Raw genomic sequence first — 16,020 nt, forward strand, 5'->3', positions numbered from 1 at the left:
TGTCCGCGTCTTCGCGGACGGAGGGGTCATGGTCTTCCGGACCACGGGCGTCCCGCCCGCTCATGTTCAAGATCATGATCGGGCGGGACGCCCGCGGTCCAAGAATCATGACCCCTCCGCCTGCCTGCGCGAAGCCGAAGCGGCTTCGCTTCGGCGAAGGCAGGTCGCCGTAAGACGGCGACACCTGCCCAGCGAAGCTGGGGAGGAGGGAAAGAGTGGCGCCGCCCATCACGCCCACAGTGCGAAAACCACCAGCACTGCCAGCTGCAGGCCGAGCATTGCTGCCTGCAGCTTGAGCAGGCGCAAGGCGCCGCGAATGCGTGCGCCGATGGGACGGCCGGCCTTGCCCGGTGGCATCAGGTGCAGTCGCTGCATGGCGCCATCGAAACCCGCCAGGTCGGCGTGCCGGGCAGCAAGGGCGTCGAGCAGCTCGGCATCGAGCGCGACGCGGGCGGCCAGCCAGAACTCGACGACGCCCAGCGCGACGATGATGCAAGCCGCGATGAGGAAAGCGACATCCGCCCGGGCCGCCGCACCGACGACAATGGCTGCCGCCGACAGAACCAGAGAGGCGATGTGAACCATGGCGCCGCGGCGCAGCACCGCGGCGGCGATGGCGGCCGACCAGGCGTCGTCGTTGGCGGTGGCCGTATCAGCGCCCACCGACCGCCTCCGTCACCGCCTGCACCTGTTCCGCGTTGACGGCGAGCCGCGGCCTCGCCTGCTTCAGCCGTGCGAGCGCCGCTGCGGGGTCGGTCGCGCGTCCGCTCAGCACCATCCAGACCGCGAGCGCCGCCGCGCTGCGGCCATAGCCCAGCGCGCAACACACCAGCACCGGGCCGTGCCGGCGCGCGCTCTCGATCCTGTCGGCAGCCTGGCGCAACGAAGCCGCCTCGGGGGCCACCAGATCGAGCATCGGCACGCAGTGCCATTCGCCGTCGAAGGCGCGGCGTGGAAACTCGCAGGTCATGTCGATGACGGCGCCGACGCTGCGGCATTCCGCGGCCCTGGGAAAACGCCCGAGCCAGACGCCGTCGGCGATCTCGATCCGGGGCGGGTCGTTTCGTGTCCACAGGCGAACGTTCATGTCGGCGCCCAGCCGGTAAGGCAGCAGGAGCAGCCGCGTTGCCCAGTCGACGCGTCCGTCGGCGCTCTTGGCGAACAGCAACGGACCGAAGCCGAGGTAGGCGACGGCGACGGCTGCCAGCGCTATGGCCGGCCAGAGCAGCCACAGGAAGGCGCCGCCGAAGGCGATGGCGGCGGCGGCGAGCAGCGCGGCGGCGGCGGTGTAGCGGCCCGCCAGCCTTCGTCGCTGCGGATCGGTGGTCGTCTGCCACGTCGCGAGACGGTTGCCGCCCTCCAGCGGCCACATCCAGATGCACGGCAGGCCCAGCAGAAGGCCGGTCGGAATGTCGATGAAATGGTGCTGGAAGGTCGTCAGCACCGAGCCGACGACCAGCAGCGACCAGATCACGAAAGCGACGGCTGCCCAGCGCGGCAGGACCACGACGTAGAGCGCGACCAGCACGGTCGTGATTGCGACATGAAGCGACGGCGCCTGGTTGAACGGCATGTCGAATGTCCCGAGCGCCTCGAAGAAGAAGCCGGGAATGCCATCGATCTGCGGCTTGGGGAAAGAGGTGCGAAGCGGAAAGGCGATGAAGCAGGCAACGGCGACGATCTGGGCCGTCAGCAGCCGCCTTGCGTGGGCATCGAGCTCGGTGCGGTTGCGGCAGAGAAAGAGCGACAGCGCGAAGAAGACGTTCGTCGTCCAATAGGGAAAGATCGTCCAGGCGACGAAAGGTATGCTGCGCTCCCAGTCGAAGACGACGAACGGCACGTCGCGGCGCTGGCTCGCCAGCCAGTTCGAGAAGCCGTAACTCGCATAGAAGAAGGTGGCGAGCAGCGCCAGCCAGCCGGCCGCCCGTCGCCACGATGGGCCATCGCCGATGGTCGGCGAAGGCGCCTGGCTCGCGAGGTCAGCCATCGCTGCCCTCGGCCCGGCCATCCCGTCCGGTCCCTCCGCGCCCGTCCCCTTCGCGCACCGCCAGCGAGACGGTGAAGATGCCCCATTCGTCGATCCGCTGCTCGAGCTTGCGGAAGCCGGCGTCGGCCACGAGCTGATCTATCTCGGCCTGCGTCCGTCGGCGCATGACCCAGGCCTGGCCCTGACGGTGCGAGGTGAGTGTGCGAGCGATCATCTCGAGCTGCGGATGCCACGGCTGGCCTGTGTAGACGAGGTAGCCGCCAGGGTCGATCGCCGCCGCGAGGCCACCCAGCGAGCGGCGCACCAGTGCGTTATCGGGAAAGAGCTCGTAGAGACCCGATACGATGCCGAGTGTCGGCCTCGGCTGGATGCCGGCCATGCGCTCGGGATCGAAAGCATCGGCCTGCACGAAGTTGGCGATCGCGGCCAGCCCCTTGTCGGCGATCAGGCGCTGCCCGGCCTCGACATTGATCGGCGAGAAATCGCGCAGCAGGATCGACTCGGGCTGCTCGGCCTCGGCGGCCAGGGCTTCCAGCACATAGCGTCCATGCCCGGCGGCAATGTCGAGCATGCGGACGGGCTGGCCGCTCGCGGCGAGGCGATGCAGAGCCTGGCGAATCAGCTCCTCGACATGGACCTTGCGCTGGCGGATGCCACGCCAGCCGATGGCGTCGAGATAGGCGCGATCGAGAGCGCGGCCGAGCGCGCCCTTGCCGCTCGCCTGGTTGCGATAGACGTAGTCGAGGGTCGAGCCCGAATCGAAGCCGGTGCGATGACCGAGCGCGATGCCGTCCGACAGCAGGCCGCCCAGCCGCAAATTGGCGCGATAGCCCGCCCAGAACAATCCGCGTGCCGACAGGATCGGCAGCGGCGAGGCGAGCCGGTCGGCCTCGTCCCGCGTGTAGCCGAAGCGGTGGGCGTCGCCGAGGTCGGGCCGATCGATCGGCGCGGCGAAGCGTTCGAGAATGAACCGCCGCGCCTGGCCGACCGCTTCCTCGCGGCCGGATTCGCCCAGCGTGTCGTGAAAGAAGCGCGGAAAGAGGTGGCGTTCCTTCACCGGCGTGCCGAGATTGACGAAGAACTCGTGCTGCGGCCGCTGGTTGACCACGAAGTCGGCGCCCGAGATCAGGAGCTGGGTCGGGATGGTGATGGCGCGGGCGTCCCGAACGACCCGCTTCGCCGCGTCGTGCATCTCGAGCAGGATGTTCACCGAGATGGCGCGCGTGATCAGCGGATCGGCATCGAACGACGCGCGGCGGGCGAGGTCGTGCGTCAGCAGTTGCGACTTGACGTAGGACTGCACGAAGAACTTGCCGCGGTACTTGTGCAGGAGGCGCAAACCGGGGCGGGCGAACGGCACGTAGAGCCGGACCTCGAAGGCCGGCGAGGCGAGCACGAGGGCGCGTATCCGGGGTGCGTAGTCGTGCGCCCAGGTCGACACCACCACCGCGCCGACCGACTGGGCGATGACAGCGGTGGTCTCGGGGGCGACGCCGTGCTCGCTGCCGAGATGATCGAGGAAGGTCTGGACGTCGCGCACGCTGGTGGCGAAGGACGGCGAGAAGCCGCGCTCGCCCGGCGACTGGCCATGGCCGCGCGCGTCCCAAGCGTAGAACTCGAAGTCGGGCAGGTCGAGCTCGTCGACCAGATGGGCGATACGGCCGCCATGCTCGTGGCCGCGATGGAACAGCAGGATGGCGCCCCTGGCCGCGCCCGACGCCACCGGCCAGCGGCGATAAAACAGCGACTCACCGTCATGGGTGGAGAAGTGTCGTTCTTCGACCGAGCGCGGCACGTGCAACCCTTCGGGCTTGGGTGTTTCTGGGATGCCGTTCTGGACGATGGCTCGGCGAAAGGAAAGCTCTTCTCCTCCCCAGCGTCTTCGCTGGGGAGGTGCCCTCGTCCTACGAGGGCCGAGGGGTCATGGCTCGGACGGACCGCGGGCGTCCCGCCCGCTCATGATCATCATGAGCGGGCGAGACGCCCGCGGTCCGGAAGATCATGACCCCTCCGCCGCCGTATGACGGCGGCACCTCCCCAGCAAAGCTGGGGAGGAATCACGGTTCGAGCAGGCCGCGCCGGACGCGGTTGACGCAGGTCGCGATCAGCAGGATCGCCAGCATCGGCATCAGCCAGAACATCCAGGACGGCAGGGGGAGCCCGCAGCCGATCCAGGCTCCCAGGGCGCCAATGACGAAGGCCCGGTCGCTCTTGCCCAGCGGCCCGTCGTAGCGGCGCGAGGCACCGACCAGCGGGCCCATGACCCCGGCATATTCGCTGAGCGCCGCCAGGAAGACGACGAGGAAGACGGACCAGGCGGCGAACGGCGCCACGAAGGCGAACGGCAACAGCAGGGCGGCGTCCGAGACGACGTCGCACAGCTCGTTGAGATAGCCGCCCAGCCGGCTCTTGTGCCCGAACTCGCGCGCCAGCATGCCGTCGATGGCATTCAGGGCCATGCGCAGGAACAGCCAGAGCGGCAGCAGAAGGAACAGGCCTGGCGGCCGATCCGGCAGGCTGAGCAGCCCGCCCACGACGATCGACAGGACCGCCGCCGCGAGCGTCACCTGGTTGGCCGAGACGCCTGCTCCTGCAAGCCGGGCCGCGATCGGTCGCAGCAGGTTCTGAAAGCGCGGCTTCAGGGCGTAGAGCGTCATCGGCTCATTGAGGCAGGTCGCGCGGCCGGGAGCAACCGACATTGGTCGAACGGCGCTGCGGCGGGTGCACGGCTATTCGAGCACCTCGTCTGCACGGGCAAGCAGAACAGGCGATATCGTCAGCCCAAGCGACCTGGCTGCCCCGAGATTGATCGCCAGCTGGACCTCCAGGCTTTGCACGACCGGCAGGTCGCCAGGGCTGACACCCTTGAGAATCCTCCCAGCATAGTTGCCGGCTTGACGATACGCTTCCACGATGCTGCTTCGCGGTGAGGGTGTTGTTGAGAAAGGTGACGCCGGTGATGTTCCCGCCAGGACGGTTGATGCTGTCGGTCAGCCCTTCCTTGACGGGGTCGTAGCCGGTGACAAAGACGATTGGCACCGTGCTGGTCATGGATTTGGCCTTCAGTGCCACGATGGAATTGCCGACAATTGCGGCGACGGGTCGTCGAAGCAGCTCGCTCAGGATTTCCGGGATGCGGTAATTCTGTCCCTGGCCCGAGCGGTATTCGGCAATGCACGTCAATTCTCCCAATGGAATTCGCAGCTGCGGCGTTGACTATGGTGAGCCGGAGACTCCGGCGAGGCAGGCCGCCGATCCGGCAGCAAGCGCCGTCGCCCGAACGGCCGAATGGCGGCTCGCGCCGAGGGTCAGTGAGCAGTCCTTGCGCAACTTTAACGTCCCGTGCGCATTCCCTCACGGCTCCAACACAGGGTGGTCGCCATGGCGAAATGCGAAACCTGCGGCAATGACTACGACAAGACCTTCCAGGTCACCAAAGGCGGGGTCGTCCACACCTTCGACAGCTTCGAGTGCGCTATCCAGGCGCTCGCGCCGACCTGCGCGAAATGCGGCGTCCGCATCGTAGGTCATGGGCTCGAGGCGGACGGCTCGTTCTACTGCTGTCATCACTGCGCCGCAGCCAGGGGCGTCAGCGGGCTGCGCGATCGCGCCGCCTGACAAGACGTCATCAAGATCGACGGTCGAGGTCTCAGGCCTTGTGAAGCCGTCTGCCTCCCGCTTCCTTCAGGGCGGCTTCCACCGTGGCCGACAGATCGCCGTGACAATCGACCGAGAGCTCGATCGGCCCGGCCAACTTGGGCTGTCCGCGCTCGTCGGAATTGGGATGGCCGCTCTCGACGTCGGCTCCTGCGGGCCGAATGCCCGCCGAGTTTGCATTGCCCATCGCCCGAACGAATATGTCCGTCCGCTTGACGCCGTGCTCCTGTACGAGGTGCTCGACCGCGGTTTCGGCATCGCGCCGGGTCTCGAAGGTCGCGACGATCGTGCGCTCCATGGAACCTCCCGAGAGGGAAACAAGTCGTTGGAGGGCCGGTGATGGCCAAGCCTCCGCTTCCGGACATGCGGATTCCGGACTGCGGAGCCGCTGACGAGGTGCCCGCGCATCGGAACAAGCCTTCGATAAACCCGCGTGGTGGGCTTTGGTTGCGCGCCTGCGAGCCTCCGTCGGACCTGAAACCTGTGTGCTGACCAGCTCCGCGCCGCCGAGAATCTCGTCGGGGCGCATCCCTGAGCTCCTTCGCGGCGGAGTTCCAGTAATCATGTTCCCCCCGGTCAGCGGGCGCCATCTGGCAGAAGGGCGGCCCGCTTGGGCGCTGTTTGAAGCGCCATTGGCCGCAGAGAGCCTAGTCGTGATTTCTCTGATTCCGACGTCGAAATCCGAGGCATCTTGTTTGCGGCCATCCCCCTCCGCCCCGTATGACGGGGCACTGCTCCCGATGACGGGGGAGGTTGGAGAAATGCCCCCCAAAGGGGGCCATCGACTGGAGGAGGACCCATGACCGCGCGCGACATCGACACCGGAACCGGCGATCTGCTCGCCTCGCTCGACGAGGGCGTGCTGACCCTGACCCTGAACCGGCCGGAGGCGCGCAACGCGATGTCGCGCGCCATGCTCGAGGCGCTGGCAAGCCGGCTGGCCGACGCGGAGGTCGACCCGGCGGTGAGGTGCGTGGTGCTGACCGGCGCCGGCAAGGGCTTCTGCGCCGGCGGGGACGTCAAAGGAATGGCGGCACGCGGCGACGGCACGGTGGGCGACAACACCATCGACGGCGCCATCCATCTGCAGCGCATCAGCCAGCGCGCCACCGCGGGCAAGCTGTTCAAGATGCCCAAGCCCACGATCGCGGCGCTACCCGGTGCGGCCGCCGGGGCAGGGCTCTCGCTGGCGCTGGCCTGCGACCTGCGCATCATGGCGAGCACGGCGATCATGACCACGGCGTTCGCCCGCGTCGGCTTCTCCGGCGACTACGGCGGCACCTATTTCCTGAGCCAGCTGGTCGGCTCGGCCAAGGCGCGTGAGCTCTACTATCTGTCCGATCGCGTGAGCGCCGACGAGGCACTGCGGCTCGGCCTCGCCAACTGGGTGTGCCCGCCCGACGAGCTCGCCGGGAAGACCCGGGAGATCGCCCGCCGCCTGGCCTCCGGACCGACTGTCGCCTATCGCTATATGAAGGAGAACCTCAACCGCGCCATGGCGGGCGAGGTCGACGATTGCCTCGACCTCGAGGCCACCCACCACATCCACTGCGGCCAGACCGCGGATCATCGCGAGGCGACCAAGGCGTTTGTCGACAAGCGCGAGCCGGTGTTCAGGGGACGGTGAGACGCGCCATGGGCGGGGTCGGCATCGCCGTCTCGGGCGGACCCAACGCGGCGGAGATCGTCGATCTCGTCGTGCTGGCCGAGCAGCTGGGCTACGATTCGGCGTGGTTGGCCGAAGGCCATGGCGGCGACCAGTTCGCCCTCCTGGCCGCCTGCGCGATGCGGACCTCGCGCATTCGCCTCGGGACGAGCATCAGCAGCGTCTTCGTCCGCACCGCGCCGACCATCGCCATGGCGGCATCGACTGTCGCCGACCTGTCGGGCGGCCGTTTCGTCCTGGGCCTGGGCTCGAGCCACAAGGCGCAGGTCGAGCCCGAGCACGGCGTCGTCTACACCAAGCCGCTGACGCGCACGCGCGAGACCGTGGCGATCGTGCGCGAGCTGGTGCGCAATGGCCGCGTGCGATTTGACGGGCAGACGATCCGTATCGAGAACTTCGATCTCTGGTACGCGCCGCGCCAGCACGACATTCCGGTCTACCTGTCGGCGGTGTTCGCCAAGGGCATCGCGCTCGCGGGCGAAGTGGCCGACGGCCTCATCCTGACGCGCTCCACCCTGCAGACCGCTTCGCGGGTGCGCGCGCAGCTCGATGCCGCGGCGCGCGGCGCCGGCCGCGATCCCGGCAGGATCGAACTCACGACCCTGCTGCCGACGTCGGTCGCCGAAACGCGCGATGCGGCGCTCGCCGCGTTACGACCGGGGCTCGCGTTCTATCTCGGCTTCTTCCCGCGCTACAACCGCATGATGGCCGAACATGGCTTTGCCGAGGAGGCGGCGGCGATCGCCGAGGCCTGGAAGCGGGGCGACCGACAGGCCGCCGAGCGCACGGTGAGCGACCCCATGATCGACGCCACCAGCATCGCCGGCACCCCGGAGCAATGTCGTGCGAAGATCGAGGCCTACCACCAGTCGGGCTTCGACTTGCCGATCATCAGCCCGTTCGCCCGCGGCCCGGACGCCGCCACCCGCTTCGCGGCGGCGATCCGCGCCTGCGCGCCGGGCACGCCCGGCTGATCGCCTTCCGGACCGCGGGCGTCCCGCCCGCTCTTCTCATGAGCGGGCGGGACGCCCGCGGTCCGGAAGTACAAGATCGCTCACCGACCTAATCCTGGAGCACGTAGTCGATCGACGAGCCGTCGAAAACCACGAAGCGCGAGCGGACCCAGCGGCCGCGGTCGTCGAACCATTGGTCCATGCGGACGTCGCCCTCGTAGCGATAACGGGTTGCGGCGATCTCGCCCGACAGGGTGCGGACGGACTCGCGGCCGGCGGTGATGACCGCGATCCGCTCCCGAGTGCCCTTCTGGGCGTTGAGCAGGAAGCCCTGTGACGTCTGATAGACGTTCCAGTGCGTCGACGGCAGCAGGTCGGGCGGCAGGGAATCCCGGATCAGGCCCGTCGCACCCGGCACCGTTCGCTCGACGCGAAGCTGGTCGGGCTCGCGGCTCGCCCGCACGGCATAGGGCTTGCCGTCATCGTTGGTCGACGAGTCGAAGGTGACGAGCTCCTTGCCGCGCAAGACCTCGCGGCCGCGATGCGTGTAGCGATACGCCGTGATGCCGACGACTTTCACGGCAAGCTCGATCGAGATCGTGACCACCAGCCGATCGCCCTGCCTGTCGAAGTCCAGGCGATGGGCACCGATCGGCTGGCCGTTGCGATAGGCCGCGAAGACGAGCTGGCGGCCGTAGACCGGAGTCTCCGCCACGGCGACAACCGGCCAGATCGAAAGAAGCGCCGTGGCCAGGGCGAGCAGGCGAACCATGCGCCTTGTACGACAAGCGGGCCGCGGCGGATGATGCGCCGCGTCCGCCATCGGGCGCGGCTCATGCCGGCCGGCGCAAATCGCCTAGGCCATTTCATCTGTCATCTCGCGCGAGGCCGCCCGATCAGGCGCTGTTTACAGCGCCACTGACGGCGCCGTCGCGGGACCTGTCAGACCTCCCCGGCGCTCCCGAGAGCAGGGAACTTTTGCAGGTTTGCAACACCGGTTTGCGAAGTTCGCACCTTCCGCGGTTGTGGCTGCCCGATCAAACAAGCCGGACGCCCGGTCATTGCCCGCAGCATGCGGAGAAGTAGGTTCCGCGCCCGCATCGGGTCGCCAACCCGAGCCCTGGAGACCGACATGAACTACATGCCTCGCAATCCCCATGGTTTCACCCATGCCAAGGCGCCGGCTGCTTCGCAGAAGGTCAACTGGCGAGCCGGGGACATCGTCGGCGGCCGGCGCCGGCTCGATTTCCGCAAGCCCTTCCTGCCGCAATCCCTGGCGCGCACCGACGCGCTCGCCTTCCTCGATGCCGATGCGACGCTCAAGCTCAACCACATCCGCGCCAACGCCTATCTCCACACATTCGGCCTGATCGAGGAGGTCGCCCTGCCGTTCGTGATCGACCATGCGCGGCCGATGCTGGCCGAGGACGATCCGCGGCGCCGCGCGCTGCCTGGCTCCGCCATGGAGGAGGCTAGGCACGTCCGCCTGTTCCGCACCTTCGAGCACGAGTTCCAGGCGGGCTTCGGCGCGGTCTGCGACGTGATCGGGCCCGTCGAAGTGTTCGGGAAGGCGGCGCTGGCGCACCATCCGCTGTCGATGGCGCTCCTGATCCTGCAGGTCGACTGGATGACGCAACGGCACTATCTCGAGAGCATCCGCGATGACCAGACTCTCGACGAGCAGTTCAAGAGCCTGCTCCGACTCCAAGAGCTGGAAGAGACTCGGCGCACGCAGCTCGACACCCTGATGGTCGAGGTCCTGGCCAACGGTCTGTCGACCGGCGAGATCGACAAGGCTGTCGAGAATTATGTCGATATCGGCTTCATGCTCGATGGCGCGCTGCGCCGGCAGGCCGCTCTCGACCTCGACGCGCTGCAGCGGGCAACCGGTCGACGGTTCGCAGCCCCGGAAGCAGAGCGCATCGTCGGCGTGCAGCGCCAGGCGATGCGCTGGACCTGTCTCGGCTCCGGCATGAGTCATCCCGGGTTCCTGTGTACGCTCAAGCAACTCGCGCCGGCGCGGGCGGCCTGGCTGGCCGAGGCCGCCCTGGCATTCTTTTAGGAAGACCCCAGCGCGCGTTGCACGCACCACGGTGGTATGAAAAATCGACGTAGTGCATTGCGAGGCTCATGGCTGGGGCGCGCCACCAACAAGAAACAGAGTCTTCCGCTGGGAGCGCGCCACTCCGATGGCGCTCATCTTCTCGATCATTGATCCCATGAGCGCCATCGGAGTGGTGCGCTCCCAGCCATGAGTTTCATCCATAGGCGGGCGTCGCCTTGATGCCGACACAAGCCTGAAGTAGGTCCCGATCATGCATTGACGTTTCTCCGCACCTTCGTCCGGCACCGACGCGCCATTCCGGCGCGTCTTGCCGTGGCCTGGAGGTGCAAATGCAGCAGCGTTTTCCCGCACAGATCGTCTTTCGTCCGTCCGTCGCCGTCCGCAAGGCGGCAGGATCCGGCCTGGGCCAGCTCGCTCGTCTAGCGCTCGCGGCGATCCTGGAGAACGGGCAGACCCTGGAGATCGCCCATCAGCAGATCGTTTTCGGCAAGACTCACTTCGCGCTGTCGTCGCGATTGGGTAACCGCGGCCAGCTGATCCTGGAGCTCGACCTCGGTCATCCGTCGCTCGCGTGTCGCGTCATCCTCGAGGACGATCTGAGGCAGGCCGAACGGGCCAGCGGCGTGATCCGGGGCCCCACGCGCGGCCGGCGGCGACCGTAGCCGCGACTTCCGCGAACCGGTGTCCGCCACCAGCGGCGCCCAGAACAGCGTTGTGGCTCCGAGCGCAGCGCTTGACCTGGGCGAAGCCGAAGGGAGGGACCTCCCTTCGCACGCTCCAGCCTGCTCAGAACTTCTGTCGCAGGGTGAGCAGGAACGTCTGGCGCTGGCCGAACAGCGGCGCGCCGACGCCGACGCCCTCGCCGTCGCGGAGCTGATAGATGTTGTCGAACAGGTTGATGGCGTCGAAGCGCAGCTGCGTGCCCCTGCCCAGGCCGATCGGGATGTTCTGCACGATCGAGGCGTTCACCACGGCGTAGTTCGGCAGCGACGTGTCGTTGGGCGTGATGATCGAGGTGCGTAGCCCGCTGCCGAACAGCACGTCGGCGGAGACGCGGGTGGCCCAGTCCCTGCCGGCGTTGAACGTGTAGGCGGCGCCGGTCGAGAAGGTCCAACCCTGGTTGTGGTCGGTGGTGATCCAGTTGTTGGCGATGTAGGTGAGTTCGTCGGGGCCGAAGTTGAACTGCGCCGAGTTGATGTTGGTGGCGATGTTGTCGCTGAAGGCGCCGTTGAAATACAGGTTCCAGGGGCCGTCGTCGTAGCTGGCGTTGAACTCGACGCCCTTCACGATGCCGTTGGCGTAGTTGAAGGCGCTGATGATGATGGGGGCGCCGAACTGGCCGTTGTCGAGCAGGTTCTGCGAGATCTTATAGTAGGCGCTCAGCCCCAGGGTCAGGCCGCGCAGCGGCTTGACGGACACGCCGACATCAAAGAAGTCGGCGCGCTCGGCCCGTACCGGGTCGTTCTGCAGGGTCTCCGGCGCGACGGCGGTGTTGGCGAGGATGGCGAGCGAGCTGGCGCTGATCTGGGTGAGCGGCGGCGGCGTGAAATAGCGTGAGTAGCCGGCGCGGAAGGTGAAGGTCGGCGCCGGCTGCCACACCAGGTTGACGCGCGGGCTGAACTGATACTCGCTGGTCACGCCGCTGATCGCGTCGAAACGCAAGCCGAAATTCAGCGTGACGCTTGGAACGATGCGCCACTCGTCCTGCAGGTAGACGCTGTAGGTCCAGCCGGTGACGTCGAAGCCGTCGTTGTAGCCGATCGGCTGTTCGGACGGCTCCGGCTCGGCGTCCGGATCGTCCGGATTCGCCACAAGCGGCAGGACGTTACCGGCGGTGAAGGCGGTCGAACGTTCGCGCTGGACCAGGAAGCCGCCGCGCAGCGTATGGTCCTTCGCCACCTTCCAGCTGCCGTCGCCCTGGATGCCGAAAGCGAAGCTCTTGCGGTTGGTCCACGGCGCGATGCCGTTGTACAGCAGGTCGCCGATGGCGTCGGGCTGGTAGTACAGGGCGGAGTACCGGGCAAAGCCGGACAGCTGGAAATCCAGGTTTTCGTAGCTCTTCTGCAGCGAGGCGATGCCGAAGTAGGTCTTCTCCCACTGGCGCTGGTCGAGGATGCCGCTGTTCCAATCGCTGTGGCCGAACACGTTGTAGTGGGGGATCTGCCAGGGGACGTTGGGAATCTGGAAGGCAGCATTCATGCCGCCGGCGATGAAGCTCACGCGCGTGCTCTCGTCGATGAGCCCGGTGACCTTGCCGAGCGCCATCCACTGGTCGGTGTCGTCGTGGATCGGGCTGAAGGACGCGGTCGGGTTCTCGATGCCGAGGCCGTTGTGCAGGAACTGCCCGGTCACGAAATAGTCGACCTTGCCGCTACGGCCGCCATAGGAGCCGGCAGGCTGGGCGTAGTTGCGCGATCCGCCGGTGACGGAGAGGTCGGCGCCCGGGTCGGTACTGCCCGACTTCACCGAGATGTCGACGACGCCGGCCGTGCGCAGGCCGTACTGCGCCGGCAACGCGCCGGTCAGCAACGAAATCTGGTTGATCGAGCGCGTCATCAGGAACTGGCTGAAGCGCGACAGGCCATCGGGCAGCTGCACACCGTCGAGCCGGTATTGCAGGTTGCTGTGGTCGCCGCGCACGTGGATCTGCCCGAAGCCGTCCTGCACGACGCTGGGCGCGCGCAGCAGCACCTGGTTCAGGGGGGCGTTCTCGCCCAGCGGCACGTTCTCGATGAACGGCCTGGAGAAATCGTAGACCGTGGCGCCGAGGCTCGGCTGGATCGAGCCGCGCGCCTGGTCGAGCCGCCTGGCCGTGACGTCGAGATCGATCGCGGTGTCGTCCGCCGGGGCCGTCTGGCTGAAGGCGGGCGACGACGACAGCAACAGGCTGCCGAGCGTCACCGAGACTGCAATGTGGCGCCGCATGCTTCTCCCCCTTGTCCGCACCAGGTCGAGTGTCTACGATTTGCCTAAATGGTACGTTATAACATCACAGAAAATCAACCGGATCGTCCCATCGCGCTGCCGCGCGTCTCGCACTGGATCGGCGCGAGCGCGCTTGCCGGTGCGGCGGCATTGCACCTCGTGCCGCTCGCCGTCCTGCTGATGATGGGCACGCCGCCGGCCGCGGCGCTCGAGGAGGCCGCCATCAGGGTGTTCGTCGACTCCGGCGGCGCAGCGCTGGCGACGGCGAGCAAAGCCGCGCAAACGATTCGGCCCTCTGCAGCGGAGACGGCGACGACCCGCGAACCGTCGGCCGATCGCGCGCTCGACGATTCGGTACCGCCGCCCGAGCCGATGGGTACGCAAACCGTGCCCGACTTCCGCCCGGCCGCGCCGCCGCCGCCGGAGCTCAAGGACGCGCTGCCGGTGCCCGAGGTCAGGCAGGCCGAGATTCCCGATTTCAGGAAGCAGATGCCGGATCTGCGCGATGCCGTGCCGCCGCCGGAAGCCCGGGAAGCGGCAGTGCCGGACTTCCGCCCGCCGCCTCGCGTGCCGCCGCGGCAGGACGTGCGGCCCGAACCGCGCAAGCCTGCGCCTCCGCCGCCGCGGCAGCGGAAGAAAGTCGAGCCCAAGCCGGCTGCGCCGCCAGCGCCGCGGGCGACTGCCTCGGTACCTTCTCCCTCCCCCGCGCCCGCGACCAATCCGTCGCCGCACGGCGGGTCCGCCAGCACGGCGTCACCAGGGGCCTCTGCCAGGCCAGGCGCAGCGCCCGCCGTTGCCCCAGGCTGGAACGCCTTGCTCGCCGCCTGGCTCGCCGCCAACCGGCGCTATCCCGAGGAGGCGCGACGGCGCGGCGTCGAGGGCGAGGTCACGGTGCGCTTCTCGGTGGCGGCCGACGGGCGCGTGACCGACGTCGCGATCGCCGCCGCAAGCGGATCGAGCGCGCTCGACGGCGCGGCGGCGGCGATGCTGCGCGGCGCCCGGCTGCCGCCACCCGGGACGGATGTGACGCGCACCGTCAGGATCCGATACCGCCTGAGCGATTGAGGTCGCGGTCGACAAGGCGTCGCCGTGGCGCGAAAAATGACGCGTGTCCCGGCAAGGGGCAGGCATCCGGGGCAAGGCATTCCCTTATGGCAAGAACGCCGTCATCCCGATCGAAGCCGAGTACAGCGCCTGCCCTGAGGGCAGCCGAAGGGAGGCGCAGCGGAGGGACCTTTCTTGTTGCAGCTATCGCAAGAAAGGTCCCTCGACGGCACCGCCCTTCGGGCGGCTCCGCTCGGGATGACGGAAATTTTGTCCGTATGCGAATGCCCAGGCATCTGGGGGAGGACGGGAATGGGAAGTCCGGAGGTGACGCTGGAGCGCCGGGATGGAGCGGAACCGGCGCTCGCGGGATTGCGGGCGCTCACGTTCGACGTGCAGGGCACCTGTGCGGATTTCTGCCAGCCGCTGCTGCGCCTGGGCGAAGAGGTGAACCGGACCCGTGGCCTGGCGATCGACTGGGCTGCTCTGTCTACCGCGTGGCGCGGCCTCTACCGCACCATTCTCGATCAGGTCATCGCCGGGGAGCGGCCGTGGATGCGCGTCGATCGCATCTATCGTGAGACGCTCGATGTCCTGCTCGAGCAGCATGCGTTGGCGCCTCTGTTCTCACCCGCCGAACGCGACGAGATCAATCTCGTGTGGAGCCGCCTCGATGCCTGGCCGGACAGCGTCGAAGGTCTCGCCCGGCTGCGCCGGCGTTTCGTCGTTTCGACGCTGTCGAACGCGGGCATGGCCGCGATGGTGGCCGTGGTCAAGCATGCCGGCCTGCCATTCGACGCCGTGTTGACGGCCGAGCTCGCGCGCACCTACAAACCGGCGCCCGCAGTTTATCAGCTCGCGGTGGACTATCTCGGCTGTCGCCCGGACGAGATCATGATGGTGGCCTGCCACAAGTATGATCTGAAGGCGGCCCGCGCCTTCGGCATGCGTACGGCGTTCGTGCCGCGGCCGCTCGAGTTCGGCCAAGGTGTCAGGCCTGATGCCACCCCCGAGCCGTGGTTCGACATCTATGCGGAGGACTTCGTGGCGCTTGCGCAAGCGCTCGGCGCGTAATGGCCCGAGTCATCTCGGCCCGGGGCGCTGCCGCCGGATTGCCACGATGGCGGCGCCCAATGATTCGACGAGCGGTTCCGGATGTTCACTGCTTGCGGTGGAAGGTGATGGTGCCAGGCGCCGCGCAAATCTCGGGAGACACGCAGCACGCGGGCGTGCACCACCGTTACTGAGAAGATCGGGGCGGTACCCGCCCCCGATCTTCATAGGAGAGAGATCATGATGAAGGCGATGCGGTCGGCATGGCTGATCGTGCCGGGCATGCTGATGATGGCGGGATGCAAGGACTTTCCCGGCGCCGACGGCCGTTACGCCACGCCGGCGCGCGGCGGCTGGGACAATTTTCGCGCCGAGGCGCCGGCGTCCGCCGGCCACGAAAATTTCCGGGCCGAGGCGCCGTTGCCGACCGCTGGTGAGGGATCGTCAGGTTTGTAGAAGCCCGCCGAGGAGCGAAGTGGCTCATGGCTGGAAGCGCGCTGTTCATAGGCGGCGACTTTTCCCTTGGAACTGGCGTCTTTGCTGGGAGCGCGCCACTCCGATGGCGCTCAAGGGGTGCGATCGACAAGAAGAGCGCCATCGGAGTGGCGCGCTCATAGGCGCTAACTTTGGCCGGTCCAGCAAAGTCCTCATCCTGAGGAGGTCGCGTAGC

Annotated in this window: 16 protein-coding genes; 8 read left to right on the forward strand and 8 right to left on the reverse strand. The window is 67.8% G+C overall.

Going from position 1 to position 16,020, the window contains the following annotated elements:
- Positions 1 to 228 precede the first annotated feature (228 nt).
- The 5 genes from AB7O82_RS09305 to AB7O82_RS09325 all read right to left on the reverse strand — a co-directional run bounded on the left by AB7O82_RS09305 (position 229) and on the right by AB7O82_RS09325 (position 5,179).
- Positions 229 to 663 carry a hypothetical protein gene (locus AB7O82_RS09305; protein WP_428545392.1) on the reverse strand — a complete coding sequence of 145 codons (435 nt, stop codon included), beginning with the start codon at positions 661 to 663 and terminating at the stop codon, positions 229 to 231.
- Positions 653 to 1,987 (reverse strand): phosphatase PAP2/dual specificity phosphatase family protein, encoded by a 1,335-nt coding sequence (locus AB7O82_RS09310; RefSeq protein WP_428619229.1) that lies wholly within the window; start codon positions 1,985 to 1,987, stop codon positions 653 to 655. The genes AB7O82_RS09305 and AB7O82_RS09310 overlap by 11 nt, the downstream gene beginning before the upstream one ends.
- Positions 1,980 to 3,782, reverse strand: a complete 1,803-nt coding sequence (locus AB7O82_RS09315; protein WP_428545386.1) for a bifunctional alpha/beta hydrolase/class I SAM-dependent methyltransferase — start codon at positions 3,780 to 3,782, stop codon at positions 1,980 to 1,982. The genes AB7O82_RS09310 and AB7O82_RS09315 overlap by 8 nt, the downstream gene beginning before the upstream one ends.
- A 262-nt stretch (positions 3,783 to 4,044) precedes the next feature.
- Positions 4,045 to 4,644, reverse strand: a complete 600-nt coding sequence (locus AB7O82_RS09320; RefSeq protein WP_428619232.1) for a CDP-alcohol phosphatidyltransferase family protein — start codon at positions 4,642 to 4,644, stop codon at positions 4,045 to 4,047.
- A gap of 4 nt (positions 4,645 to 4,648) precedes the next feature.
- Positions 4,649 to 5,179 carry an ABC transporter substrate binding protein gene (locus AB7O82_RS09325; protein WP_428619234.1) on the reverse strand — a complete coding sequence of 177 codons (531 nt, stop codon included), beginning with the start codon at positions 5,177 to 5,179 and terminating at the stop codon, positions 4,649 to 4,651.
- Positions 5,180 to 5,368: 189 nt separating this feature from the next.
- Between AB7O82_RS09325 and AB7O82_RS09330 the strand changes: the two genes are divergently transcribed.
- Positions 5,369 to 5,605 carry a hypothetical protein gene (locus AB7O82_RS09330; protein ID WP_428545377.1) on the forward strand — a complete coding sequence of 79 codons (237 nt, stop codon included), beginning with the start codon at positions 5,369 to 5,371 and terminating at the stop codon, positions 5,603 to 5,605.
- A 31-nt stretch (positions 5,606 to 5,636) separates the two neighbouring features.
- On the opposite strand, the gene AB7O82_RS09335 is transcribed toward AB7O82_RS09330, so the two are convergent.
- Positions 5,637 to 5,942, reverse strand: a complete 306-nt coding sequence (locus tag AB7O82_RS09335) for a hypothetical protein (RefSeq protein ID WP_428545374.1) — start codon at positions 5,940 to 5,942, stop codon at positions 5,637 to 5,639.
- A 501-nt stretch (positions 5,943 to 6,443) separates the two neighbouring features.
- On the opposite strand from AB7O82_RS09335, the gene AB7O82_RS09340 reads away from it, so the two are divergent.
- Positions 6,444 to 7,271, forward strand: coding sequence for an enoyl-CoA hydratase (locus AB7O82_RS09340; RefSeq protein ID WP_428545371.1), 828 nt, complete (start codon positions 6,444 to 6,446; stop codon positions 7,269 to 7,271).
- 8 nt (positions 7,272 to 7,279) lie between these two features.
- Positions 7,280 to 8,284 carry an LLM class flavin-dependent oxidoreductase gene (locus tag AB7O82_RS09345; protein WP_428619237.1) on the forward strand — a complete coding sequence of 335 codons (1,005 nt, stop codon included), beginning with the start codon at positions 7,280 to 7,282 and terminating at the stop codon, positions 8,282 to 8,284.
- Positions 8,285 to 8,372: 88 nt separating this feature from the next.
- Here AB7O82_RS09345 and AB7O82_RS09350 read toward each other — a convergent pair whose 3' ends face one another.
- Entirely contained in the window at positions 8,373 to 9,035 is a 663-nt protein-coding gene (locus AB7O82_RS09350; RefSeq protein WP_428619239.1) for a DUF6134 family protein, read from the reverse strand.
- A gap of 360 nt (positions 9,036 to 9,395) precedes the next feature.
- Here AB7O82_RS09350 and AB7O82_RS09355 point away from each other — a divergent pair, with 360 nt between their 5' ends.
- Complete coding sequence (locus AB7O82_RS09355) at positions 9,396 to 10,325, forward strand: hypothetical protein (protein WP_428544768.1); 930 nt, start codon at positions 9,396 to 9,398, stop codon at positions 10,323 to 10,325.
- Positions 10,326 to 10,657: 332 nt separating this feature from the next.
- A complete protein-coding gene (locus AB7O82_RS09360; protein ID WP_428544765.1) occupies positions 10,658 to 10,990 on the forward strand; it encodes a hypothetical protein in 333 nt (110 codons plus the stop codon).
- 124 nt (positions 10,991 to 11,114) lie between these two features.
- Here the strand turns inward: AB7O82_RS09360 and AB7O82_RS09365 are convergent, their stop codons facing one another.
- On the reverse strand, positions 11,115 to 13,253 hold the full coding sequence (locus AB7O82_RS09365) for a TonB-dependent receptor (protein ID WP_428619242.1): 2,139 nt from the start codon (positions 13,251 to 13,253) through the stop codon (positions 11,115 to 11,117).
- A gap of 48 nt (positions 13,254 to 13,301) precedes the next feature.
- Between AB7O82_RS09365 and AB7O82_RS09370 the strand changes: the two genes are divergently transcribed.
- The 3 genes from AB7O82_RS09370 (at position 13,302) to AB7O82_RS09380 (ending at position 15,806) form a co-directional block, all read left to right on the forward strand.
- Positions 13,302 to 14,318: an energy transducer TonB gene (locus AB7O82_RS09370; protein WP_428544759.1), complete on the forward strand. Its 1,017-nt coding sequence runs from the start codon at positions 13,302 to 13,304 to the stop codon at positions 14,316 to 14,318.
- Between the two features lie 306 nt (positions 14,319 to 14,624).
- Positions 14,625 to 15,371 carry a haloacid dehalogenase type II gene (locus AB7O82_RS09375; protein ID WP_428544756.1) on the forward strand — a complete coding sequence of 249 codons (747 nt, stop codon included), beginning with the start codon at positions 14,625 to 14,627 and terminating at the stop codon, positions 15,369 to 15,371.
- A gap of 219 nt (positions 15,372 to 15,590) precedes the next feature.
- A complete protein-coding gene (locus AB7O82_RS09380; protein ID WP_428544753.1) occupies positions 15,591 to 15,806 on the forward strand; it encodes a hypothetical protein in 216 nt (71 codons plus the stop codon).
- Positions 15,807 to 16,020 lie beyond the last annotated feature (214 nt).

The sequence above is a fragment of the Reyranella sp. genome, from assembly GCF_050185545.1.
GTDB lineage: Bacteria > Pseudomonadota > Alphaproteobacteria > Reyranellales > Reyranellaceae > Reyranella.